Genomic DNA, 25,555 nt, shown 5'->3' on the forward strand with positions numbered 1-25,555 from the left:
AACCATGAATTTAAAAGAAGTCTATATTCAACTTTGTTTAAACTATTTGAATGATAGGGATTTGATTAATCTGCAATGGACAAAAATTGAAAAGGCTTATACCGACTCCAAGAGATACTATCATGGATTAAGGCATATTGAACATATTTGGATTGAATTAAATAAAGTGAAGGAGAATGTGAGGAATTGGAATGTGATTCTGTTTACCATGTTTTATCACGACATCGTGTATAAAGCACATAAGCAAAACAATGAAGAAGCCAGTGCTGAATTTGCTCAAAAGGTGATGCGAAAATTGTCTGTGGGTGAAGAAGATATAGATTTATGCTACCAGCAGATATTAGCCACAAAATCACATATCAAAAGTACAGATTCCGATACGAATTATTTTGTAGATACGGATCTGGCAATACTTGGAAGTTCCGGGGAGATATATCAGAATTATACTTTTCAGATTCGAAAAGAATATTCAATATATCCTGATATTTTATATAAACCAGGCAGAAGAAAAGTGATCCAACACTTTTTGAATCAGGAACAGATTTTTAAAACGGATTTTTTTAGAGATTTATATGAAAGTAAAGCGAGACAAAATCTGAGCAACGAATTAAATTCATTGAGTTGAAGAACAGTATGATAAGTTCTGAGTTTTGGGTGAAGACTCATTTTACCCTTTTACTGATTTTAGTCTTAAATTCTGTAGCAAAGAATATATGGAACGTAGGATTGATATATGAAATAGAGTTTGTTTTTGATTTAGTTTTAATTGTTACAGGGTGGAGTTTATTTTGGAATTTCTTTAAACAAGTGTCTAAGTGGAAGTATTACTTCGGTACCTATGTGCTGGGTTCTTTGGTCGCAGTAGTGGCTTTGGTTTTTAGAGGAATTGTGGGAGCTCTGGTGCTAAGTTTTCTTTTATATCCGTTTTATCCAGATACATTAGCCTGGAAGAAAGACAATTTTCGTATTTATGAACCATATCAGGGTATGATGCAAAGTTGTTGTGTTTATACCGTGGCAGAAACCAAATGGGTTTGTTTTGAAAAACGATATGATACGTTTATGAGTGAAGGTATAATTGATTTGACCACACTTGAATTAAAAGATTTTGAAGATAGAATAGAAGTTTTTTACCACTTAAAAAATGTTCCGGATAAGAAGAAAGATATCCTAATGAAATAATAAAACCTTTTTAATTTTCGTATAGTAATGTCATTTTGGTATGACATATGTTTGTGGCCTTTTAAAATTTAAAATTTTGGAGTCTTAAAATGAGGTTTGTTTATCACAGATTCTTTCTTGTTGTTTGCGCCATGCTGCTTACAATCACAGGGAAACCAAAGGATGTTGCAGATTCTGTAGACCAGGTTTTACATATCCCATTTTATCAAAGCTTGTCGGATTCGCTTACGCTAAGACTTTTGGTTGTAGACCGATTTAATTCTTTTGAGATACAAGATTATCGAACTGAAGAAACCGTAAGTTTTAAACCGAATAGTAATTTACGATTAGGCTTCGGGTTTAACTACAAAAAAGTAGGTTTGAATATCCTGTTCAATGTACCGGGTGTAAGTATTGGTGATGGATCCGGAGAATCTCAATATTTTGACTTTAATTTAACGCATTATGGGCGGAAATTTGGGTTTGATATTGCCTACAATAAATATTCAGGATATTATTGGAGTAATCCCCAAAACATTTTACCGAAATATAATACGGAAGTATTAGGGTATCCTGTTCGACCAGATTTAAGTACTGGAATTTTAGCGGTTTCTGGATACTTTAATGTCAATCATAAAAAGTTTTCGTACTTAAGTTCATTTGCGCAAAATGAGCGCCAATTAATAAGTGCAGGGTCTCCGATTATTGGAGCATATGCGAATGTTTTTGAGTTGGCATCAGTAGATTCTGCAACAGTTTTACCTCAGGCTGTGATTCCCCCAGATGAACCGGAATTGTATTTCTATGATGACTTACATTTTAAATCTATTCAAACCCGAAATGCTGGTTTAAGTGCCGGATATATCTATTCGTTTATCATCAAACGAAATTTCTTTATCACTTTGTCATTGCAAATGGGAATGGGGATAGAGAGTACGGATGTAAGTTATGATCAACAACCTACACGTTATTTGGATGGGTATAACATATTCGGAGTATCACGTGCAGCTATGGGCTATAATGGACCGCTATATTATGTTGGATTATCAGCATATACCACGAATTTTTTAACTGGTTCAACCGATAATCTGAATGTGCAGTATAATCTGGGATCAATTCGATTGGTTCTGGCAAGAAGGTTTTCTGCAGGTTTTATTAGAAAGATGTTTAAGAAATAGCGTCAAAGCCTTTAAATGATCAGAATAAAAAAATGCTATTTACGTTTCCCTTAAATGAAGATCATTAAATGGATTTCCCTTGCTGTAATGTTGATCACTCTCAACTGGTTTATCATAGAAGGTCTGCTACGGGTGAATGGGGTTTACCGGATCTTTATTGAAGCTAAATTGGACAAAGAACTACAATCAGCTGATGTGATTTTAGGATGTGATTCAAGTATGAATAAACGTCTTCAGAATTTAAATCAGGATTTGAAGTGTGATTTTGATTTGTTTTGGGATGGGAAAAGAATCCCTTATGAAGATATTGAGAGATACAATCCTTATCCACCCATATTACATTTGATGGATTCCGAATATATCATTTATAAGAAAGGTGGAAGGTTGAGACAGATAACGATTTTAACCGGAGAAAGTGATGCTACACCATCTCTTTTGGTGAAGAAAGCGAGAGGCGAACAAACCGGTTTTGGCGATCATTTTGTGACCTATATTATATACAATGATCTGGAGGGAAATAGTTATGATTATGATGCCATAGATTGGTATTCATGGAAAGGTGGTAGCTATGATGGTTTTGAGGAACTATGGCAATTTCCCATGCTTCTTTTTGAGTTGTTGTTAATTGTAGGATATGTAAAATGGAGCGGTCATAAAGAATAATTAAAAGTGTTAGTCTTTTGGTAAAAACATAAAATGATAAAATAGTACTTAATTTAAAAATCAAAAAAATGAAGAAAGTACTTTTTGCCTGTCTAATTACTTTACAGTCGTTCACCCTTTTAGCCCAGTTTGGGAATGGTGAAGAACAAAAAAAATTAAATTATGGAATTAGTCTGGGATTGAATTATTCCAATATATTATATGAAGAATTCTCTCCATCCGTATATACTCAAGTGGAACCATCGAATGGCATGGGGTTTAGGTTCGGAATAGTTGCGGACTATAAAATTTCGAAAATCATATCCATTGCACCAAAAGCGGAGTTATCATTTAATGGGGGAGAAATTAGCGTTCAACATTTAAGCAATGGTAGTATTATTGGAAATAAGTCTTATGATATCATGCCCGTAAGCGCTGAAATAATGATGCATATCGTTTTTAAAAAAGGGAATAAAAACTGGAAGCCGTATTTCTTTATGGGACCTAACGTTAGATTACCCTTACGTCAATATAATTCTTCTCAGACATTTAAAAATAACATGGATGTTGCTCTAGATTTTGGTATTGGTGGGCAAAGAACCTTTACCACTTTTCATTTTTTACCTGAGTTAAGGTATACATTTGGTTTATTAGATTTAGCCCCGGATTCAAGATTAGAATCTGTGAACTTCCATAATATATCTGTAATATTTAGTATTTTGGGCTGATAGGTGCTACACATTCAGGATTTTGACCTAGATCAAAAGTTATCTAAATGTGGAGTCGTAAGATTGTAATCTAAATACCGTTCAATGAATTTATACAATAGATTATTCCATTTGATGCTTTTCGTTTTTATAGGATTAGCTTTTACTCAATGTACATCCAATAAAGAAACCATCAAATCCTCAACAGGAGTAGAATTAAGTCAGATCTCATATGATACTTATGTAAAGCCCATAATCTATAATTATTGTACGACTTGTCATGCGGGTAAAAGCCCAAGTGCGGGTTTGGATTTACAGACGTATGCAAATGTCAAAAATGCAGCTGAAAATAGAAATCTTTTAAAACGAATCAACGATCATAAGAATCCAATGCCGGTGGGAGGTTTAATGCCAAAGGAAGAGCGGTTGACCATTTTGAGATGGGCAAAGAATAATTTTTTAGAAAAAACTTCTACTGATTCTGCATCGAATGAAACTTCCGCTGATTATTCATTTGATCCTCCACAGATTACCCCAATAAATATCGAAAATCAGGGTTTTGCACTATTAGAGAATATGCAAGGTCATTGGGTGGGTAAAATGAATTTAATGGGAGAAAAAATGCCCTGGTTTGCGTTTGATTATCGCGCTATTGGTCCATCTCAGGTGCATGGGATTTTTGAAGGCGGTACGATGGGGAATTTATTTACATCATTTTTTCTGGCAAATTTTAAGGGAACAAAAACAATTATGGCTCGTAACGGTGGTGTTTTAAATGGAATTTATCGGACCAGTTACTTTGTTTTAACAGAAGCTAAAGAAGGTCCGAATAGCAGTTATTATAAATTGGTTGATGCTTATGGAGGGGCGCAAATCATGTGGATGGAATTAACTTTTACTGGAGATCAATTGAAGTTTAATTCTTATACGAGTAGAATGGGAACTTATCCTAAACCTACTTTGCACATGAAGTTTGAAGGAACTAAAAAGCATTTGGAACTCGCAAAGCAAGCAGCTGATCAATTTAATTTTCCATCAAAAAAAGATGTGGTGGACTTTTCTAAAGGAATGCCCACACCCAATTGGGGCAATACTTATCCCGTTGTAACTTCTGCAAGTTATTTAGCACAAGATGATGGTGTAACCGATTATAGTGTATTGGCCGAAATGGCTCAGGACCCATATAGAATGGAACAACTACCTGGGATTGCTTCGTTAAACCTAAAACTGCCTAGAAATGATGCTAGTAAAGGGAAAAAAGTAAGTATTTATTTGTCTAGACAACCATTAACCGATGCCCAGGGAAAGATTATTATGGAGTATGGTTATATCAAGCAAGATGTATTGGATGAAGTTTTATTATTTCCAGAGCTAGCGCAATCGGAAACAGAATTTAAACTCACCTATTTGCACCCTGGAAAATACTATGTCACAGCTGTATTAGATGAAGATGGAAATATGGTACCTTCTAAAGGGGATATCTCTAGTAAAAGTGCTTTGGTAGAGCTTCAACCGTTAGCCGAAGAAGATTTTACCATACCAACAATAAATAGTACCAACTAAAGGATTGAACGGTTTTCAAATTCGAATAACTCCAGGTGCTGTTTTTAAGTTAATCAGACCTGAACAATAGTACTGTATTTGATTTCTTCCAGAACAATTTGACTGTCAATATCACCAATGTTTTTTATTGCTGTGATTTCATTTACTAAGAAGTTTCTATATTCTTTAATGTTTGAGAATCTCACTTTGGCTAAAAAATCATAAGATCCGGAAGTATGATATAGTTCAACAATATCTTTTAAATTACTTATCTCCTGAACGAATTTTTGCCGATGTTCAATTTGGTGTTCTTTAATGGTGATGTTAAGAAACACAGTTAGCCCTTTATTTGCTTTTTCCGCATCAAGCAAAGCAACATATTTTTGAATAATCCCTGACCTTTCAAGTTTTTTAATCCTTTCGTATACCGGAGTAGGGGTTAATGAAAGCTTTTCCGCCATTTCTTTAGCGGTCAATTTCGCATCACTTTGGAGAAATTCTAGGATTTGCTTATCAATTGCATCCATTTTAATTGTTTTATTCTAAAAAATAAATCTAAAATAGTTTATTTTACTTATTTGATGTTATTGTGTAAATAATATTTCTAAATTTTATTACTTGCGTAATAAATTATACTTTTTAAAATGACATTAAGAATATGAAAAAGACGATTAAAGAATATTCTAAACTGTCGAAATTCGACAGAATGGAGTTGGATGGTTTAATCTTAAATGGAGATACCCGAATGATTACGGTACCATTTAAAGGTGATTTGGTACGTGCATATAGATGTCGATTATCCGGGACAGAAGTTCTTGTTGTCATGGATGATGATTTTGAGGATTTTACACAAGACGAGGATTGGGGGTATGATGAAGAATATGGCACATACTAGGTAGTAATTTTTATAAAAGTTGAAATATGAAAACAAACATTCCTTTTCATTTTGCATTTCCTGTGAATAACATAAAAGAAACAATCGATTTTTATGTAGGGGTATTGGGATGCAAGATAGGTAGATCAGCTTTACATTGGGTAGATTTTGATTTTTACGGGCATCAATTGACAGCTCATGAAAATTCGCAATTTGTGATGAAAATGGAACATAAATGGAGGAAGGATTCTAAATATCCCATTATTCATTTTGGAGCCATTTTAGAATGGAGCCAATGGCATGAATTAAAGGCTACGTTTATAGAAAGTAATATCTCATTTGTTGTAGAGCCACATGTTGCTTTTTTAGGAGAGGTAGGAGAACAAATGAGTATGTTTTTAGAAGATCCAAGTGGTTATGCAATTGAATTTAAGACATTTGAATTTCCAGATAGAATATTTTTAAGTAAATGATAGATGCGGGTAAATTCAATTATAATTACCGGGCCATTAGCTGTTGGAAAAAGTACCATTGCACTTGAACTTTCTGAAAGGATAGGGTGGGGGAATTACCCGGTAGACAGATTAAAATGGTTTTATCGATTTAATAATGGCTATGATTTAGTAGCCGGAACAAGAGTGCTTAAGGAACATGGTTTCGGAGCATTGATTGATTATGCCAGTGAATTCTTTGGTCCAACTGAATTAAAGGATATCTTTAGTAGATTTCATGGAATTATAGATTTGGGAGCAACAGATACTTACTGTTGCTCTCCAAAAAGATATACAGAGTTAAAGCAAATATTTGATGCTTTGAATAATGTATTTCTACTGCTACCGTCTAAAAACTCTCAGAAGTCGGAAAATATTTTAGCAAAAAGATTGAAAATTCGCTACGAAAATCATCCGTTTAAGGAGATGGTTTTACAGTCGTATTTGGATAAGAATATGGAATTTATAAACAGTTTTTCTCAATATTTACTGGCAAAACACATTGTTTATTTGGAGGATAAAACTATTGATGAAATATGTTCGGAGATTATTGAAAAAGTAAAATTTCAAACTCCAATTCATGCAATATAAAGAATTGTAATAAATGAAAAATACCTACTTTGACTTAATAGAGCAGAGTTATTACTTTCCTCAGGAAGGTTTTGATTTAAGAGATGAGTCTCTAACCTTTCATGGTGTATCGCTCAAATATCTGATTAAAAAATATGGAACTCCTTTTCGATTTATTTATCTCCCTAAGATTGGCGATCAAATAAAAAAAGCGCGTAATTTATTTCAGATCGCTATAAAAAATAATGGATACAAGGGTAAATATCATTTTTGTTATTGTACAAAATGTAATCACTTTCATCATGTGATAAAAGAAGCTTTAAAACATAAAGTTAATCTTGAGACTTCATCGGAATTTGACATAGACCTAATTTTAAGATTGAATGCCGAAGGTTTGTTTAGTAAGGATAGAATTATTGTCCATAATGGATATAAAACAGATGGATATTTAAGAAAGATTATTGAACTCCAAAAAAAAGGATTTAAAAACTCAATTATCGTATTGGATAGTGAAAATGAGTTTGACCGACTCGAAAAAATAAAGGTGGATCATGTGGTTAAGATCGCATTTAGAATGGCGATTAATGAGGAAGCACAATCTGCTTATTATACTTCACGTCTGGGGATGAGGCCTAATGATATTTTGAATTTATATGCACAAAAGGTGAAGAAAAATAAGAAAATGGAATTGAAGATGTTACATTTTTTTGTTGATTCGGGAATTAAGGACACGTTATATTATTGGGGAGAGTTCCAAAAAGCTTTGAAGTTATATGTAGAACTCAAGACAGATTGTAATTCTTTAAACGCTTTTAACCTGGGAGGAGGTTTTCCTATCAGAAATCATTTAGGTTTTGAGTATAAATATGAATACATCATTAACGAGATTGTTCTTAATATTAAAAATGCATGTGCTAAAGAAGGGGTTCTTGAACCTGATATATTTACTGAATTTGGAAAATTTACCGTAGGTGAGGCAGGCGCAATAATTTTTGAAGTTCTGGAAGAAAAAAAGCAAAATGATACTGAGTCTTGGTATATCATAAATAATAGTTTAATGAATACAATACCTGATGCCTGGTCAATACATGAAAAGTTTATTTTACTTCCAATCAATAAATGGAATAATGAGTACCAACGCGTTAATATAGGCGGGATAAGTTGTGATCATTCTGATTATTATAATTCTGAAGATTTAAATCAAGAGGTATTGTTGCCTAAGCATTCAAATAAAGATAAAGAACCTTTATTCATAGGTTTTTTTCATACCGGAGCATATCAGGATTCAATTAGCGGCTATGGAGGTATTAAGCATTGTTTAATACCCTCTCCCAAACATGTGATTATAGACCGAGACGATAAAGGAAATTTTGTAGACTATGTGTATAGAGAAGAACAGTCTGCAGATGAGATGTTTAATATTTTAGGATATAAATAGATGAAAACTAGAGTTTTTGGAGGAATTCCTGAAGAACTGGCAACATTTGAAAATGCAAAAAATTTGCTTTTATCGATACCATATGACGGGACAAGTACCTGGGGAAAAGGGGCTGATAAAGGCTTTGACGCTTTTTTGGATGCGGCTGAAAATATGGAATTATATGATATAGAAACCGATTCGGAAGTGTATAAAACAGGAATACATATTTTACCTGAAATCACAGAAAATCGATGGCCAGAATCAGTAACGGATGTTGTATTTGGAAAAACGACCGAGTTATTGAAAACAGATAAATTCTTAACTTTTTTTGGAGGAGAACATTCCATTAGTATTGGAGTTATTAAAGCATTTAAAAATAAGTTTAAAGATTTGACGGTATTGCAATTAGATGCTCATGCAGATCTTAGAGAAAGTTATAATGGATCGGAATATAATCATGCCTGCGCTATGCATTTAGCAAGTAAAACAACGAATTTGGTTCAGGTAGGAATAAGAAGTATGGATAGTTCCGAATTAGGGTTCATGGATAAATCCAGGTGTTTTTTTGCAGAAGACATGTACAGAAACAACGATTGGCAGGAGGATTCAATATCCTTATGTGGGGACAATGTATACATTACTATTGATTTGGATGTTTTTGATCCATCCATTATGCCATCCACCGGAACACCCGAACCTGGAGGATTACTTTGGAATTCTACGATAGAATATTTGAAAACCGTTTTTCAGAAAAAAAATGTGGTAGGATTTGATATTGTAGAGCTAGCGCCAATTGAAAATCTTCATGCACCCAATTTTTTGGTTGCAAAATTATATTACAAACTACTTTCTTATAAATACAAATACAATCATGGATAAAGGACCAATTAGTCAGTTTATGCATAGGCATTTTAAGCACTTTAATGCAGCCAGTTTAGTTGATGCAGCTCAGGGATATGAGCAGCAATTGTTAAAAGGAAATAAAATGATGGTTACTCTTGCTGGGGCCATGAGTACAGCGGAGTTGGGTAAATCATTTGCGGAAATGATTCGCCAAAACAAGGTGCATATTATATCATGTACCGGAGCTAATCTGGAAGAAGATATAATGAATTTAGTTGCTCATTCCAAATATGAGAGGATTCCAGAGTACCGCGATTTAACATCAAAGGATGAATGGGAACTATTAGAGAAAGGATTAAATAGAGTAACAGATACTTGTATTCCTGAAGAAGAGGCTTTTCGAAGATTACAAAAACACATTTTTGATATTTGGAAGGATTCTGAATTGAATGGCGAGAGATATTTTCCACACGAATTTATGTATAAGCTGCTGTTATCGGGGGTATTGGAACAGTATTATGAAATTGATCCGGAAGATTCATGGATGCTTGCTGCCGCTGAAAAAAATATTCCTATCATAGTTCCCGGGTGGGAAGACTCGACCATGGGAAATATTTTTGCTTCACATTGTATTAAAGGAGAGTTACAACCATCCACTGTAAAATCAGGGATAGAGTATATGACTTTTCTGGCAAGTTGGTATAAATCGAATACATCTGATCATGGCGTAGGTTTTTTTCAAATTGGTGGTGGTATAGCAGGAGATTTTCCAATATGTGTAGTTCCTATGCTATCACAAGATTTGGAATTAGAGGATACTCCTTTTTGGAGTTATTTTTGTCAGATTTCTGATTCTACCACCAGTTACGGATCATATTCCGGAGCAGTTCCCAATGAAAAAATCACGTGGGGTAAACTGGGCATTACAACCCCTAAATACATCATTGAATCTGATGCAACAATTGTAGCTCCTTTAATATTTGCTTACCTACTGGACTGGTGATTGCATTTGACAGAATGTTTCATAAGAGTTCAACTGTATTTTAAATGAAGTTTAGAATTCTTATGAAACATATTAAATGAATTCATAAATAATTTATCTTCACCGCTATTAAAATAGCATTATGAAGATCATTAGCTCGAAACCTTTTTTAGTTCTTGTTTATGTTTTAATTGGTTGTGTTTGTAGTATTCAAGCACAGTCCATTGAGGAATCTGTAGAATTTCAGGAAACATTAAACAAAGAGTATGCAGATACGGAAACCTCTCCTTTAACCCCTAAAGCCTTAAAGAAATTCAAAGGTTTAGAGTTTTTTCCGGTAAGTAAAAAGTATATAGTTACGGCTAAATTTGAGAGAGTTCAGGATGCAGAACCTTTTAAAATGGCTACTACAACAGATAGAGAACCGGTATATCAGTTGTTTGGTATTGCCACATTTGAGATAGATGGGAAAACGTATACGTTAAACATTTATCAAAGTCACAAATTGCGTGAAATGGAGGAGTACAAAAATCATTTGTTTCTTCCTTTTACAGATTTAACCTGTGGTGTAGAATCATATGGGGGAGGAAGATTCATTGATTTAGAGATTCCAGAAGGTGATGAAATTATTATTGACTTCAATCAGGCGTATAACCCATACTGTGCTTATAATCACAAATATTCGTGTCCTATACCTCCAGCCGAAAATGATTTAAAAGTGGAGATCAGAGCTGGGGTGATGCATGACAATCAAAAACATAAATAGATATGAAAGATATAGATCAGTATATGTCTTTCGAAACAGAAAGATTGATTGTGCGTCCAACAAGTCTGGAGGATGCTTCGTTTTTATTGGAATTGATGAATACACCGAAGTGGATTCAGTTTATTGGCGATCGGAAAGTGCATACAGAAGAAGATGCGAAACGGTATATTGAAGAACGGATGTTTCCACAATTAGAACGTTTGGGTTACTCAAACAATACGGTTATTCGTAAATCAGATATGATAAAAGTAGGCTCCTGCGGTTTGTATGATCGTGAAGGATTGGAAGGTGTAGACATTGGTTTCGCCTTTTTACCTCAATTTGAGGGTAAAGGTTATGCATTTGAAAGTTCAGATATGCTTAAGAATTTAGCAATAGAGAAATGGAATTTAAAGAAAATTGGAGCGATCACTCTGGAAGATAATAAAAGCTCGCAACGTTTATTGGAGCGATTAGGTTTGAAATTTCAAAAGTTGATGCGGTTGGAAGGAGACTCTGAGGAATTGATGTATTATCTCTGGGAGGCTAAAAAATAATCGGATTAAAAAGTAGAATAATTTGAGACAATGTAGCCACTTTATTGCGCTATATTCGTCTTGAAATAAAACAAAATATGAGCAGATTTTTATTAGTGTTGATTGTAAGTGTATTAGGTTATCAAACGCTCAATGCACAGAATTTAAATGGAAAGAAATTACTAAAAAGTGTTCAGAAATTAGAGCAAAATAAACAGTATGGTGAGGGGATCCAATTGATTCAATCAAATATAGATTCTACTGATAAAATGTTTAATCAGATCGTATTGAAACTGGTTGAACTACAAGTAAAATTAAGACTTTTAGATTTAGCTAAAATTAACTTAAGTGGAATCAAAAACGTTTCTGATGTTGCAGTTGAAGCGAAATCAAAAGAACTTTCTTCAGAAATTGAAGCACAAAAGAATAAGTATAATACTGAAGTGGCTCTAGGGCGTAAACATGTTTATGACAGGGAATTTGCAAAAGCAAATGAAGCATTTCAGGAAGCTTTAAAATATGATACTGGAAATTATGAAGTCTGGTTTAGAATGGGGGAGCAGGAGCACTATACCGGTTCTGTTCAAAAAGCAGAAGAATTATATAAAAAGTCCCTGAAAAAGCACTTTGATAAGGAAGAAGGTAAATCACATGTATATGTGCATTTGGCTGAAGTATATATTATCCAGAGAAATTTCGAATCAGCTGTAGAAATGTGTGATGTGGCGTTAAAAATCAATAAAAAGGAAGATGAAGCATTGTTTATTAGAGGACAAGCGCTGTATTTCCAAGGAGATTATGCCAGAGCTTCTATCAATTTTACCGGGTTTATTAAATCTAATCCGAAAAGCATTTTAGCATATAATATGCGTGGAAATTGCTATATGGAAATGGAAAGATATAGTTCAGCTATTGTAGATTATTCTGAAACCTTGAAGTTAGATTCAAATATGCATGATGCGCTAAGTAACAGGGGGAGGTGTTACTATTTCTTGAAGCAATACGATAAAGCGATTAAAGATTTTGATAAGATGACCGAATCTTATGATGGGAATTATAAAGCTTTAAATGCATTGGGATTATGTTATTACCAAAAAGGAAATTATAAAAAAGCGGTATATTATTTTGAACAGGTAACCACTATATCCTCTATAGAGGCGTACAAGTTTAATTTGGCGATTTCATATTACAGAAATAATCAGTTTAAACTGGCATTGAGATACTTCAATGAACTTGGAGAATCAAGGAGGAATCAACCAAATTATAATGTAGGACACACCTGGGTGTTAATCTCATTAAAGCAATATGAGAAAGCCAGAACCTGGTTGGATGCTTCTATGAAGATGAATCCTCATGTCAAGGAGTACTACGAACTAAGTGCAGAATTATACACCAAAGTTGGAGAAAAAGAAAAGGCGGAAAAGGAGCTTAAAATTGCGCATAAGATTTCGGGAGATGCTTTGAACTTTGACCCGGTCTTTTAGATGATCAAGAGATCACTCCTGAGCCAATAAGTTCATTATCATGATACCAGGCCGCAAATTGTCCAGCAGCTACCCCTCGTTCATCTTCATCAAAAATGATATAGATACCTTCTGGCTCACAGTGTAGTGTTGCACCAACTAAAGGTTGTCTGTAACGGATACGTACCGAATACTTTTTTTGTTCGCCAACGGCCATTTTTAGATCTTCCCGAACCCAATGCACTTCATCATTCGGAATGAATAGTCCGGGTCTTAATAAGCCTGGATGATGATCCCCTTGTCCGGTATAAATATGATTCGTTTGGGTATTCGTTGCAATTACATAAAGTGCTTCTTTGGTTCCGCCTACTCCAAGACCTTTTCTTTGACCAATAGTATAATAATGTGCTCCATTATGTTGACCAACAATTTTTCCATTCTCTGGTGCATATACATGTGGAGAAGTCAACGCAATCAATCGTTCTTTTTCATCTTCGAATTCGCTTTTTACACTATAAGGCGTATAATCAGCATCTATTTCTATAATATCACCCGATTTGGGTTTCAATTGTTGTTTTAAGAAATCCGGAAGTTTGACTTTCCCAATAAAACATAAACCCTGAGAATCTTTTTTATCAGCTGTGATTAGATCCTGAGCCGCAGCAATAGCACGTACTTCACTTTTTTGAAGATGCCCAATTGGAAACAATGCTTTTGATAACTGATCCTGATTTAACTGGCATAGAAAGTAACTCTGGTCTTTATTTTGATCAGCTCCAGCGAGTAGTTGATAAACCTTTTGTCCATCGACTTCAATTTCTCCCTTTTGACAATAATGACCGGTGGCCACGAAATCTGCACCCAGTTTTAACGCGGCATCCAGAAAAATATCGAATTTGATTTCACGATTACACAACACATCCGGATTCGGTGTACGTCCTTTTTCATATTCGTTAAACATGTAATCTACAATACGGTCTTTGTATTGCGTACTTAAATCAATAGTTTGATAAGGAATACCCAGTTTTTCAGCAACTTGTAAGGCATCATTACTGTCATCAATCCAGGGACATTCGTCACTGATGGTTACAGAGGTATCATGCCAGTTTTTCATAAATATTCCGATCACTTCATAACCTTGCTCAATCAATAAATGTGCAGCAACACTTGAATCAACACCACCTGATAAACCGACTACGACTCTTTTTTTCTCCATGATTACCTCCGAAAATAGTGGGCGCAAAATTATTCATTTTAAGAATAGAAGGCGTTATGAATGTGTTATAGAATATTGAATAATTTAAATGACAGAAGTACTTAAATGAGTGACTGTAGAAGGAAAAAAATGCACTGGACATTTATGTTATAGACCTGTTTTTTTGATGTTATGATTTTGTTTAATAGCGCTTTAAAGATGTTGTATAGTCAAAGTAAAGTTGGTTTTGCTGAAGAGGTTAGAGATTATAGAAGCTTGATGTTTTACGTTTGACGATGTTGGTTTGGAATTAATTAATATTTGATTCTGAATAGTCTCACATAATGTTAGAAGACATAAGTAAGCTCGTGTTATTTTGCTGTGATAGTGAATCATAGCGCACCTACAACTGGACCGAGTTCTAACACGCAAAAAAAATTATTTTTATACCTGAAATAGATTATATTTGGGATAATCAGTGTTTTATGAAAAGGATATTATTAACTACAACTATTATACTTAGCTACACATTGGGTTTTGCGCAATGTGTAAACAATTCATTGAACCTTGGAAATGATACCACATTATGTGTAGGTGATAGTTTAACCATTCAGGCTCCAGGTAGTTATTTAAGTTATTCCTGGAATACGGGATCTGTTAATTCCTCTATTACGGTGGGTACTACCGGACCATATATTTGTACGGTTCAAGAGTTTGATACCACCAATCTCGTGGTGAATGGGGATTTCTCTGCTGGTAATACAGGATTTTCAAGTAATTACATTTACGGTACTGGTGGAACATGGGGGTTGTTGTCAAATCCGGGACAGTATGCAATTAGTACCAATGCCAATTTAACGCATAATAACTTTGTTAATTGTACCGATCATACGACAGGAACCGGAAATTATATGATCATGAATGGTTCTTCGGTTCCGAATACCAATGTATGGTGTCAGACCGTTACAGTATCACCTTCAACAGCATACGTGTTTTCGGCCTGGTTTACTTCGGTTGTATCATCGAACCCTGCAAGTTTAAATTTCACCATTAATGGTAATACGATTGGCTCAGTGTTTAACTTGAGTGCAACAACGTGTAACTGGCAAAATTACTTTCAGGTTTGGACTTCTGGGCCTACGCAAACTACAGCAACTATTTGTATCACCAATCAAAATATTGCAGGAGGAGGGAATGATTTTGCGATTGATGATATTTGGTTTTCAAAAATTTGTCAATCTGTAGATACTTTGGTAGCTACGTTTGACCCTTATCCAAATGTAAACCTAGGAAATGATACTGTGATTTGTCCAGGGAATAGTTTGGTTTTGGATGCTACTGATGATCCGGGATATAACTATGTATGGAATGATGGAACCAACTCAGCTATTAATACGGTAACAACTACTGATAGCAATTTGGTGGTGAGTGTGAGTAATGGAAACTGTACTTCAGAAGATACCATTATTGTAACGGTTTCAGCGCAACCGGTAGTAGATCTGGGAGATGATTCGATTTTATGTCCCGGAGATACGCTCCCATTAGATGCATTTTGGCCCGGAGCTACTTATTTATGGCAGGATAACAGTACTTTGAGTACATTTAATGCCACACAAACCGGACAGCATTGGGTCCAGGTCACGGATAACTGTGGTACCTCGACCGATACAATTAATGTGAATTATGTGGTGTTTCCATTGGCTTCTCTGGGCAATGATACGACTTTGTGTGATGGGCAAACTTTAACTTTAGATGCAACACATGCCAATGCCAGTTACATTTGGAATGATAATTCAACGAATCCAACATTAGATGTGACTCAAACCGGACAATATAGGGTATCTGTAACGGTTGATAATTGCCTGGATGCGGATACCATACAAGTTACATTTGATCCGATGCCAGTAGTGAATTTGGGGAATGATACCGCTTTATGTCAGGGGCAATCTTTTGTATTACATGCAAATAATCCCAATGCGACTTACCTCTGGTATGATAATTCTACTAATCCGATTCATTTTGTAGCATTTGCAGGAACTTATTGGGTACAGGTATCCATTAATGATTGTCATGCTTCAGATACGATCAATGTTTCGGTATTACCAACACCAACTGTAGATTTAGGAAGAGATACGGCTATCTGTGAAGGGGATCAATTTGAAGTGAATATTGCACAGCAGGGAGGGGCCTATTTGTGGCATGATGGTTCTACGGATTCTGTTTTTACCATAACGCAACAAGGACAATATTGGGCAGAGATAACCAATAATTGTGGTACAGCATCAGATACATTGAATGTAAATGAGAAGCCAAAACCTGTGGTAGATTTAGGAAACGACACCACTTTGTGTGATGGCGAAACTTATGTACTGGATGTGACCACACCAAGTGCAATATATCAGTGGCAGGATAATTCGAATAGTCCTACGTATAATGTAACACAGACGGGGAAATATGTAGTGAGTGTAACATTAGTGGGGTGTTCAGCAGAAGATTCGGTAAACATTAATTTTGATGCTTCTCCAAAAGTAAATTTGGGTAGTGATACGACCATCTGTTTTAATAAAACCATAGTATTAGATGCTACCAATAACAATGCGACATATTTATGGAATGATGGTTCAACGCTGCCGACATTAACTGTTGTGAACACTGGATTACAATCAGTGATGGTGACCATTGGAAATTGTAATGCAACGGATTCTATTTGGATAGATCATGAAGTATGCGGAGTATTTGTAGAAATGCCGAATATTATTACTCCTAATGGAGATGGCTATAATGATGTTTTTATTCCAATTAGCTTTTTAGGCATCAAAGAGGTTACCACAATAATTTATAATCGATGGGGGAATGAAGTCTTTATTACAAAAGACCCTCAAGTGAAATGGGATGGTAAGGATAAAAGAAATGAAATTGTTCCGTCAGGAGTGTATTACTGGACCATGCAGATTGAAGGATTGGATGGGGAGAAAGTCACAAAGAATGGACATGTTACAGTAACGGAATAGCAAAGCATTTTTGAATTTCAACCGCAGTTGGTGGTCACTTTCTTTTAGCGATCTCTTTCAAAATTCGATTGAAAGCTCCAATTGTACCATCATGAATTATTTTTTTTGTAGTAGGTCGTTTCATATAAGAATTTCCACTAAAAGTATTGTGTTTTGTTAAAACTTGTAACTCACCATTTTGGGCATACAGTTTCATTTCAATTTCGGCATCATAGTATTTCATAATTGGAGTATAAGTCGAGGAATAAGCAACAGGGATAAACCTTATTTTGCTAACAATTATTCCATCAAGACCATTTGCATTACAAATGTTTGTAATTTGTTGGTTATTAGCGTTGTTAAATGAGAGCTTAAAATGAATTTCGTTTCCATTTTTATAACCGTTGGTTTTTAAAGCATTGCTTAAAGTTTCAGAATAAATATTTGATGTGTTGGAACGAACCTGAAAAGAAACCAAATTATTATGAATAAATGTTGTGTCAAAATTTAATGTAACAAAGCCAACTTTCTCCAGACTAATTTTATGATCTACACAATAAAGAGTTCTGGACCCAACTGCCGCACAAGAAGAAAATAAAACTACGATTACGGAAATTTTAAAGCATTCTAATATTATTTTATAATATTCGGTATTGCGCTTCCTCATATTCTGTTGATTAGGATAGTAGGTTAGTTTTAATAAGTATGAATATACTAATAAATAAGCATAAAAAAACCGTCCTCAATTCTTTGGGGACGGTTTTTTCTTTTCAAAGAATATGTTTACTCACAAGACTTAGCTAGAGTAGTGGTGATTTCCACTTCAACTTCGCTCCACAATTGGCTTACACCGTCATCTCCGGTATGTAAAACTTCACAAGCTTTGTTTAAAGAAGCCACTGCATTTTCTGCAGCCCATTTAGAAAGATCTAAGGTCGCAGAAAGTGTCAATACGGTACCTTCCAAAGTATACGTTGCGTTTTCCTGTTTGGTTTCACCATTCATAGTAATGTTGATGATGGCTGCACCTTTCCCGTCAACTGCTTCACTGATTTTATCAATTCCACCTTCGATAGTCATTGGATCAACCATTTGATCAAAGAAGAATTCTACGAGCTTAGGATCTCTGGTTTCATTTCCAGAATTAACCGTAGCAGTTTCAATAGTGAAAGTTGCATTTTCAAAAACAGCTGATTCGCTTTTAGAGTCTACCGTGTTTTCTACAGCGAAGTTATCAAACGTTCCGCCTACAGCAACTTTAGCAGAAGTTTTAAAAGCTGTCCAGGTCAACTTGGTGGTACTTGCATCGTAAGAAAAAGTACACACTTTAGCAGTAGATTTTTCTACAGGAGCACTTGCTGGTTCAGACTGATCCTGATTGGTTTCATTAGATCCGCAAGAAGCAAAAAATAGCGTTGCGAATGCAATAAGTGATATGTTTATTGTTTTCATGTTTTTATTATTGATTGTTGTCCAACAAATTTAGTTTCTATTTTAATCCTATTTCAATAAGTCTTTCTGTAAGATATTCACCGGCTGTGATATCATCGTATTTTTTGGGATGTGCTTCGTCAATAGTTTCCGGTAAACAATTTAACGGCATTTCAGAAATCGGATGTAAGAAGAATGGAACCGAATATCTGCTTGTCCCCATTTTAGCTTCCGGTGGATTAATCACGCGATGCGTTGTTGAACGCAGTTTATTATTCGTTAATCTTTGAAGCATATCGCCCACATTCACCACAATATGATTTTCAATTGCGGTCACATTTTTCCATTCACCTTGTTTGTTAAGTACTTGCAGTCCATCTGCAGAAGCGCCCACCAAAAGAGTGATCAGGTTAATATCTTCATGCTCTCCTGCGCGGACAGCCTTGGTCTCCAATGTTTTTACCGGAGGGTAGTGGATAGGTCTTAAAATGCTGTTGCCATTATGTACGAATTGATCAAAATAGTTTTTCTCCAATCCTAAATATAGCGCAATAGCACGAAGCATATGTTTACCTGTATTTTCAAGAGTTTGATACGTTTCTTTTCCGGTTGCTAAATATCCGGGTAATTCTTTTACATCTAAATTATCAGGATATTCCGCTTTTCTTTTTTCATCGTCTTCAACGAATTGTCCGAAATGCCAAAACTCTTTTAAATCTCCTTCGGTCATTCCCTTAGCATGTTCTTTACCAAATGAAGTGTAACCTCTTTGCCCAGCTAATTCAGGAATTTCGTAAGCTTTTTTCACCTCTTCAGGAAGTTCAAAAAACTTTTTGTTCATATCATACATTCTATCAATCAATTCATCAGAAACCTGATGATTTCTAACTGCTACAAAGCCAATTTCTTCGTAAGCATTTCCCAATTCAGCAACAAATTTGTTGATTCTATCTTGATCACCTGATAAAAAATCAGCTAAATCAACAGAAGGAATTCCTTGTGGTGTACTCATAATTCTAACTATTTTGGAATACTATTTTGTAGTATTTTAAACTCTGGGTGTTCCCGATATTCTGTATTGTATTGATACCGTTTTGCCCATTTTCGTATTTTGTGTATTCTATTTTCTGTATCCGGATGTGTACTCAAAATAGGAGGGATTCTCACATCTTTTCCACTGGCTACCAGTTCTTCAAAGAACTCGGCTAAAGCACTACTGGAATAATTAGTTCCAGTTCCTAAATATTTGACAGAATATTTATCCGCCATTCTCTCTTGATCTCTACCTAGTCCTAATCCCAATATTTTATTTCCCACTTCTACAGCAATAAAAACCCCAAATGAGGCCCCAGCTGCTGCGGCTCCGGCAATAATGATGGCTTGTCGTCCCACACCTCTGGAAAGCTTTTTTACCGAATGGCGTAATTCGGCATGTGCAATTTCATGACCAATTACAGCTGCCAATTGATCTTCATTTTTAGCCATTTTGATTAATCCCGTATACACAAAGATATAACCTCCAGGGGTACAAAAAGCATTTACAATTTCATCATCATGAATAATAGTAATGGAATCGTATGCAAAAAACTCTTTATGTTGAATTTCAGGAGAGCTCAGGATATTATCCACGATACGCTGTAATTGCTTATAGCTTTCCGGATAATCGGATTTACTTAATAAAGGAAACCTTTTAGGATCTGAATGAATTTTGTTGGATGTTAATGCGCCCAATTGTACATCTTTTGACTTGGGGATTGCTTTATAACATGAATTTAATCCCAGTGAAAGTAAGATTGCAATGATTGGTAGAAAGCTTTTAAAACGCATGAATTATCTGGTTCTTGATCAACTCAGCAAAGAAATAAAAAAATCAACGCAAAAGACCGTATTTACTGAATTCAGTATGCTAAAAATCAAGGTTTATCGCACGAGCAGCCCAAGCACTCATGGAAAAACATCCCTGAAGTAAAAATCCTCCTGTTGGCGCATCCCAATTTACCATTTCTCCCAGGCACATTAAATGCGGATGTTTTTTTAGTTTGAGTTCTGTATCCAATGCATGAATATCAATGCCTCCCACAGTAGAAATGGCTTCTTCAATGGGACGTAATGAATGAATAGGAATTTCTAAAGCTTTTATTTTTTCTGAGAATTTTGAAGGTGAGATATACTCTTCTTTGGACATAAAAGTCTTCACCAGAGCTAGAATATGACTATTCAATTTTAAAGTCTTTCCGTAATTGGAAGGTTTTTGATTTCGAATTTTACGCTGAATGTCTTGTGTACTTAATGAGGGCTTGAAATCAATTTGAATTGTAGCTGTTGATTTCTGCGTTAGGGTGTTTCGCACAGATGTTGAAATGGGGTATATCGCATTGCCTTCCAAACCATATTCTGAAATAACTGCTTCACCTTTTATTTGCTGAGAGCCGTGAGTGATTTTTATGTTTTTAAGTGGTTTGCCAATATGAAATTCTGAAATAGAAGTTGGCCAGTCAACGTTTAAACCACAGTTTGACACAGCAAATGGGAGGGTGCTGACGCCTATGTTTTTGAAATACGAGAGCCAAAGTCCATCTGACCCGGTGACTTTCCAGGAAGCACCACCCAAACAAAAAAGATAATGATCGGCCTGAATTTCAAATTCTTCTTTTGGGCTTTTTACAACCGGTTTTACGTTTTCTGAAAAGCCAATAAACTCCTGTTCATATTTAAAAGTAACACCTCGAGATAGTAGATGCCTTTTGATTTGTCTAAGTACATCAGCTGGAGAGATTCCCTTCTCCGGAAAGATTCTGGAACTGGAACCAACATAGGTGTCAATTCCCAGTTTGGAGTACCAGGCTCTTAAAGCTTTTACATCAAAGTGGTTGAGCATAGGAGCTAAAAATTCTGATGGAGTGTATTTCTGAATTAGTTCTTCGATTTCGATTTGATGGGAAATATTAAAACCGCCTTTACCCGCAACTAAAAATTTGCGTCCAATGGTTTTACCTTTTTCATAAATGATTACTTCATGATTCTGGCTTAGAATATCAGCAGCTACAAAACAGGCAGAACCTCCTCCTATGATCGCGATTTTTTTGATAGGCTTTTTGAGCAAATGTAAGATTCCCAAACGTTCTACTTTACCTTAAGGTAAATTTCATCCTTACCGGTAAATGATCGGAAATGGTTCCGGCTTCGGAAACTACTCTAGCATCAATAAATTGAATGAATTTAGGGTTGTAAAAGAAGTAATCAATTCTTTTGCTTGGAGATGCGCTACTAAATGTGAAATATCGATTTTCATTTTGCTGATTCTCTGAAAGGCCAATAGCCATTTCCATTTGATAGTCGGCCAATAACGTTTGAATTACATGGTCATCTTGCCAGGGATCAGATGCATTTGGAGGAGTACTATTAAAATCACCACAAAGGATTACCGGATATTTTTCAGAATATACATGAAAAAGCTCGAGTAATTTTTTGACCTGAATATTTCTGGTATTAGAATGAAAGGCTTCCAGATGAACGTTTATGATCACAAGTGGCTGTTTGTTGATTTCAACAACTGAAAGTTGGGCCAGACGATCTAAATAAAACGCATTGTAATAAAATGGATTCTCTTCAGGTTTGGCGAGAACATGTATTTCATTCTTAAGAATAGGATACACGCTTAAAACAGCCTGTCCGGAAACCACTTTACCAAAATGTAGACTGAATGGCCAGTAGGGGAATGGAACATAAGTTTTGTCCCAGTTGATAGCTTGTGCCGCATATGGGAATTGATTTTTTTGACTAATCTCAAGCATCTGATTGACATGAAAACTCCGATGTGCGTCAAAATCAATTTCCTGAAAAGCAATAATATCTGGCTGAAGTTGCTGAATGAGCCGAGTGGCAGAATTCAAATTTTGTGAAAAGAAAGTATCTGTTCTTTCCAAAGGAAGGTTGTTAGTCATTCCGGATAGGTAGCCCAGATTATAAGTAAGAATAGAAAAAGTATCCTTTTGAGTGAGGGAAGTATCATCAAACTTGTAAATTTTATTATAGGTCTCAATAGATAGAGTAGCGCTGCTTCCCCAGAAGTAGAAAAAAATAACTCCGGCTAATAGAGCGGTGAAAAATACCAGGAATATACGCTTCATAATCAGAATTTCAACAAAAATAAGTATTTGAAGAAGTATATGTGGAAGATAGAATGTTATGCGAAGTTTCTCAAATTGTAAAAAAAAATACCTAAGAAATTTAGGTAAATATTGTATACTTAAGATTCTTATGTATATTTGCCTTATGTATTCATCAGAACTTATAAAAGGAACACTTAAAACGATTGTACTGAACCTTCTCAAGGAGAAAGGCAGAATGTACGGTTATGAAATTGCCCACACGGTTAAAGAACTAACAGAAGGCAAAATTGAACTCACCGAAGGAGCTTTGTATCCAACTTTGCACGCGTTAGAAAAAAACGGGGAACTCGAAACTGAGAAAGAATATATAGGTAAAAGAGTACGTAAGTACTACTCGTTGACGCAGCAGGGAAAGATGACGGCTAATGAACGTGTGAATGAATTTTCCGATTTCATTAAAACAATGTCCTATCTGCTAGATTTAGAAACAAAACTGGGTAATGCATAACGTAACAGACGAAGAGGTTGATTTTATTCTGGATGATATAAAAGCGCGTGGGGTTGTACTTGAAGATCTGCAATACAACTTACTAGATCACATGTGTTGTATCATTGAGAATGAAATGCCGGAAAGTGAGAACTTTTATAAGTTCTATGAATCTATGCTTCCTCGTTTTTTCAAAACGGAATTGAAAGAACTTCAGGAGGAGGTAGATATTTTATTACAGTTCAAACATTATTACGCCATGAAAAAGACGTTGAAAATAGTAGGAATCATTGCATCCGTACTGATTCTTTTAGGATCGATATTAAAAATATTACATAAACCGGGAGCCTCCGTTGCGCTAATTTTAGGAGGAATGTTATTTAGTTTCCTGTTCCTCCCATTGATGATTATTCTAAAATTCAGGGATGAAGAAAATGCTGTGGATAAGTGGGTTTTATCTACAGGTTTTTTACTGGCTATAGGTATGTCGGTAGGGATCATATTTAAGTTAATGCGATGGGATTACGCACAAGTATTAATGGTGGGTGGAGTTGTCCTATTTGTATTTGTATATGTGCCTCTGTACTTTTTTACCAGAATACAAAGGCCTGAACTAAAGTTTAACACCATTGTGAACTCTGTGTTGATGATGTGTTGTGGAGGAATGCTTTTCGCATTATTTAACTTAAATCATATCCAATCAAAGGATACGAATCATAAAATCAAGAAAAGTCAAACCTCTGAAATTTCGAACCTAACAGAACGCACCTTATTCACCTTTATGGTAGAATAATATGAAAACCATCGAATCAATAATTCGGTGGTTTCCATTAAAATAAATGTTGGTTTTATGAATACGTATAAGACGCTATTAACTCTTATTACGATCCTTTTTGTGACTATTGTTAGAATAGACTCATATGCATGTAGTATGTACAAGATAACCTTTGATGGTAAAACAATGGTGGGATGCAACGAAGATGCGTGGAGAATTAACTCTAGAATATGGTTTTTAAAAGCGAATAAGAGTACTGAATATGGAGCGGGTTTTACCGGCTCCAGACAAGTTGGGGTGAATCAGTTTGCACCTCAATCCGGGATGAATGAAGTTGGGCTGGTATTTTCTCGTTTAGGCTCATATCATCCAAAACAAAATCTGCCTTTAGGTAAAAAAAAGAAAATCACAAACGAGGTCGACTTTTTGACAGATATCCTTCAAAAATGTGCGACTGTAGACGAGGTTAAAAAGTATATAGAACAATATGATCATAGTATTTTTATTGATGATGTCTTTATGTACATAGATCGTACAGGAAAATACCTGGTGGTAGAGCCGTATAAGCTCATAATCGGGGATGACCGGAATTATGTGTTGTCCAATTTCTGTCCTTCAATAACCGATGATCAGGATGCTCGAAGATTGGAGCGTTATAGAAACGGAGCGGATTATTTAAAGTCACATTCTGTAAATGCTTCGCTGGATTTTTGCAGGTCACTTTCAGATACTATGCATGTGTGTAGAAGCAGGAATGGTGATGGAACTTTGTTGACTTCTATTTGGGATATTCAAAAAGGGAATATCAACCTCTATTTTTATCATGATTATGATTCTACTGTTCAGTTTAATTTAGCTGAAGAATTAGAAAAAGGAAATCACATCATTGATGTAGAGACTTTATTTCCAATAAATTCTGAATTTAAAAGATTAGCTAGTTATAAAACACCGTTTAATACTCCGATTTTAAGAATTCTCCTAGCAGCATTAGGAGGTATATTACCATTTATATCACTACTGTTTATAATTGGATTTGTAAGAAACAAAAAGGTGTTAGATGAATCTAAAGTATTGATATTGATTATCATTCTAAATGTTGTATTGGCATTATACTTTTTTGTTTTAACCACAAATATTGGGATCTATTATTTTGATGCGCCATATGAACATCATGGATCGAAAGCCATTACCATATCGTCCTATATTCCATATGTATTTTCGTTATTCATTGTACCTGTAGGAATATTAACATTTAGATTTTTCAGAGCTCAAAAGAATGCCAAGTGGACCAAAGGGTTATTACTCTTTAACAATATGATTTATGTGGCCGCTGTTTTGGCTTTCGTATATTGGGGACTGCTTTGATATATGATGGTTTTTAGAGAATTATAAAAAATATTCTTGGATGTTG

27 protein-coding genes are annotated in these 25,555 nt (G+C 35.1%); 19 read left to right on the forward strand and 8 right to left on the reverse strand.

Annotated elements, in window-relative coordinates:
* The first annotated feature begins 4 nt into the window (after nt 1-4).
* The 6 genes from KFE94_15295 to KFE94_15320 all read left to right on the forward strand — a co-directional run bounded on the left by KFE94_15295 (nt 5) and on the right by KFE94_15320 (nt 5,251).
* Nucleotides 5-625 carry a hypothetical protein gene (locus KFE94_15295; protein UTW66004.1) on the forward strand — a complete coding sequence of 207 codons (621 nt, stop codon included), beginning with the start codon at nt 5-7 and terminating at the stop codon, nt 623-625.
* Complete coding sequence (locus tag KFE94_15300; GenBank protein ID UTW66005.1) at nt 622-1,182, forward strand: hypothetical protein; 561 nt, start codon at nt 622-624, stop codon at nt 1,180-1,182. The genes KFE94_15295 and KFE94_15300 overlap by 4 nt, the downstream gene beginning before the upstream one ends.
* A gap of 89 nt (nt 1,183-1,271) precedes the next feature.
* Nucleotides 1,272-2,339 carry a DUF4421 family protein gene (locus KFE94_15305; GenBank protein UTW66006.1) on the forward strand — a complete coding sequence of 356 codons (1,068 nt, stop codon included), beginning with the start codon at nt 1,272-1,274 and terminating at the stop codon, nt 2,337-2,339.
* Nucleotides 2,340-2,393: 54 nt separating this feature from the next.
* Entirely contained in the window at nt 2,394-3,002 is a 609-nt protein-coding gene (locus tag KFE94_15310; GenBank protein ID UTW66007.1) for a hypothetical protein, read from the forward strand.
* A gap of 68 nt (nt 3,003-3,070) precedes the next feature.
* Entirely contained in the window at nt 3,071-3,709 is a 639-nt protein-coding gene (locus tag KFE94_15315) for a PorT family protein (GenBank protein ID UTW66008.1), read from the forward strand.
* An 84-nt stretch (nt 3,710-3,793) separates the two neighbouring features.
* Nucleotides 3,794-5,251, forward strand: a complete 1,458-nt coding sequence (locus KFE94_15320; GenBank protein ID UTW66009.1) for a hypothetical protein — start codon at nt 3,794-3,796, stop codon at nt 5,249-5,251.
* A 53-nt stretch (nt 5,252-5,304) separates the two neighbouring features.
* Here KFE94_15320 and KFE94_15325 read toward each other — a convergent pair whose 3' ends face one another.
* Complete coding sequence (locus tag KFE94_15325; protein ID UTW66010.1) at nt 5,305-5,757, reverse strand: Lrp/AsnC family transcriptional regulator; 453 nt, start codon at nt 5,755-5,757, stop codon at nt 5,305-5,307.
* A gap of 131 nt (nt 5,758-5,888) precedes the next feature.
* Here KFE94_15325 and KFE94_15330 point away from each other — a divergent pair, with 131 nt between their 5' ends.
* The 9 genes from KFE94_15330 (at nt 5,889) to KFE94_15370 (ending at nt 13,175) form a co-directional block, all read left to right on the forward strand.
* On the forward strand, nt 5,889-6,125 hold the full coding sequence (locus KFE94_15330; GenBank protein ID UTW66011.1) for a hypothetical protein: 237 nt from the start codon (nt 5,889-5,891) through the stop codon (nt 6,123-6,125).
* A 26-nt stretch (nt 6,126-6,151) separates the two neighbouring features.
* Nucleotides 6,152-6,577, forward strand: coding sequence for a glyoxalase (locus KFE94_15335; protein UTW66012.1), 426 nt, complete (start codon nt 6,152-6,154; stop codon nt 6,575-6,577).
* 3 nt (nt 6,578-6,580) lie between these two features.
* A complete protein-coding gene (locus KFE94_15340) occupies nt 6,581-7,186 on the forward strand; it encodes a hypothetical protein (protein UTW66013.1) in 606 nt (201 codons plus the stop codon).
* A gap of 13 nt (nt 7,187-7,199) precedes the next feature.
* On the forward strand, nt 7,200-8,603 hold the full coding sequence (locus KFE94_15345) for an arginine decarboxylase (GenBank protein ID UTW66014.1): 1,404 nt from the start codon (nt 7,200-7,202) through the stop codon (nt 8,601-8,603).
* Nucleotides 8,604-9,464, forward strand: coding sequence for an agmatinase (gene speB, locus KFE94_15350; GenBank protein UTW66015.1), 861 nt, complete (start codon nt 8,604-8,606; stop codon nt 9,462-9,464).
* Nucleotides 9,457-10,431, forward strand: coding sequence for a deoxyhypusine synthase family protein (locus KFE94_15355; protein ID UTW66016.1), 975 nt, complete (start codon nt 9,457-9,459; stop codon nt 10,429-10,431). The genes speB and KFE94_15355 overlap by 8 nt, the downstream gene beginning before the upstream one ends.
* A 121-nt stretch (nt 10,432-10,552) precedes the next feature.
* On the forward strand, nt 10,553-11,176 hold the full coding sequence (locus KFE94_15360) for a DUF1684 domain-containing protein (GenBank protein UTW66017.1): 624 nt from the start codon (nt 10,553-10,555) through the stop codon (nt 11,174-11,176).
* A gap of 2 nt (nt 11,177-11,178) precedes the next feature.
* Nucleotides 11,179-11,712, forward strand: a complete 534-nt coding sequence (locus tag KFE94_15365) for a GNAT family N-acetyltransferase (protein ID UTW66018.1) — start codon at nt 11,179-11,181, stop codon at nt 11,710-11,712.
* A gap of 77 nt (nt 11,713-11,789) precedes the next feature.
* Nucleotides 11,790-13,175 carry a tetratricopeptide repeat protein gene (locus tag KFE94_15370; GenBank protein UTW66019.1) on the forward strand — a complete coding sequence of 462 codons (1,386 nt, stop codon included), beginning with the start codon at nt 11,790-11,792 and terminating at the stop codon, nt 13,173-13,175.
* 4 nt (nt 13,176-13,179) lie between these two features.
* Here the strand turns inward: KFE94_15370 and mnmA are convergent, their stop codons facing one another.
* Complete coding sequence (gene mnmA / locus KFE94_15375; GenBank protein ID UTW68293.1) at nt 13,180-14,370, reverse strand: tRNA 2-thiouridine(34) synthase MnmA; 1,191 nt, start codon at nt 14,368-14,370, stop codon at nt 13,180-13,182.
* A 464-nt stretch (nt 14,371-14,834) separates the two neighbouring features.
* On the opposite strand from mnmA, the gene KFE94_15380 reads away from it, so the two are divergent.
* Nucleotides 14,835-17,360 carry a gliding motility-associated C-terminal domain-containing protein gene (locus KFE94_15380; protein ID UTW66020.1) on the forward strand — a complete coding sequence of 842 codons (2,526 nt, stop codon included), beginning with the start codon at nt 14,835-14,837 and terminating at the stop codon, nt 17,358-17,360.
* Between the two features lie 34 nt (nt 17,361-17,394).
* Here the strand turns inward: KFE94_15380 and KFE94_15385 are convergent, their stop codons facing one another.
* The 6 genes from KFE94_15385 to KFE94_15410 form a co-directional block, all read right to left on the reverse strand.
* Nucleotides 17,395-18,006, reverse strand: a complete 612-nt coding sequence (locus KFE94_15385; GenBank protein ID UTW66021.1) for a hypothetical protein — start codon at nt 18,004-18,006, stop codon at nt 17,395-17,397.
* A gap of 116 nt (nt 18,007-18,122) precedes the next feature.
* Nucleotides 18,123-18,791, reverse strand: a complete 669-nt coding sequence (locus KFE94_15390; GenBank protein ID UTW66022.1) for a YceI family protein — start codon at nt 18,789-18,791, stop codon at nt 18,123-18,125.
* 37 nt (nt 18,792-18,828) lie between these two features.
* Nucleotides 18,829-19,782 carry an isopenicillin N synthase family oxygenase gene (locus tag KFE94_15395; protein UTW66023.1) on the reverse strand — a complete coding sequence of 318 codons (954 nt, stop codon included), beginning with the start codon at nt 19,780-19,782 and terminating at the stop codon, nt 18,829-18,831.
* A gap of 8 nt (nt 19,783-19,790) precedes the next feature.
* Nucleotides 19,791-20,597 carry a M48 family metalloprotease gene (locus KFE94_15400; GenBank protein UTW66024.1) on the reverse strand — a complete coding sequence of 269 codons (807 nt, stop codon included), beginning with the start codon at nt 20,595-20,597 and terminating at the stop codon, nt 19,791-19,793.
* A 79-nt stretch (nt 20,598-20,676) separates the two neighbouring features.
* Nucleotides 20,677-21,888 carry a TIGR03862 family flavoprotein gene (locus KFE94_15405; GenBank protein ID UTW66025.1) on the reverse strand — a complete coding sequence of 404 codons (1,212 nt, stop codon included), beginning with the start codon at nt 21,886-21,888 and terminating at the stop codon, nt 20,677-20,679.
* Nucleotides 21,889-21,898: 10 nt separating this feature from the next.
* The gene (locus KFE94_15410) at nt 21,899-22,900 is read right to left on the reverse strand and encodes an endonuclease/exonuclease/phosphatase family protein (GenBank protein UTW66026.1); all 1,002 of its coding nucleotides are present in this window, start codon (nt 22,898-22,900) and stop codon (nt 21,899-21,901) included.
* Nucleotides 22,901-23,045: 145 nt separating this feature from the next.
* On the opposite strand from KFE94_15410, the gene KFE94_15415 reads away from it, so the two are divergent.
* The 3 genes from KFE94_15415 to KFE94_15425 are packed head-to-tail and all read left to right on the forward strand — an operon-like array spanning nt 23,046 to nt 25,509.
* The gene (locus KFE94_15415) at nt 23,046-23,390 is read left to right on the forward strand and encodes a helix-turn-helix transcriptional regulator (GenBank protein UTW66027.1); all 345 of its coding nucleotides are present in this window, start codon (nt 23,046-23,048) and stop codon (nt 23,388-23,390) included.
* Nucleotides 23,383-24,162, forward strand: a complete 780-nt coding sequence (locus tag KFE94_15420) for a hypothetical protein (GenBank protein UTW66028.1) — start codon at nt 23,383-23,385, stop codon at nt 24,160-24,162. Before KFE94_15415 ends, KFE94_15420 begins: the two co-directional genes overlap by 8 nt.
* A gap of 57 nt (nt 24,163-24,219) precedes the next feature.
* Nucleotides 24,220-25,509 carry a hypothetical protein gene (locus KFE94_15425; protein ID UTW66029.1) on the forward strand — a complete coding sequence of 430 codons (1,290 nt, stop codon included), beginning with the start codon at nt 24,220-24,222 and terminating at the stop codon, nt 25,507-25,509.
* Nucleotides 25,510-25,555 lie beyond the last annotated feature (46 nt).

It is taken from the genome of bacterium SCSIO 12643 (genome assembly GCA_024398135.1).
Classification (GTDB): Bacteria; Bacteroidota; Bacteroidia; order Flavobacteriales_G; family Salibacteraceae; genus CAJXZP01.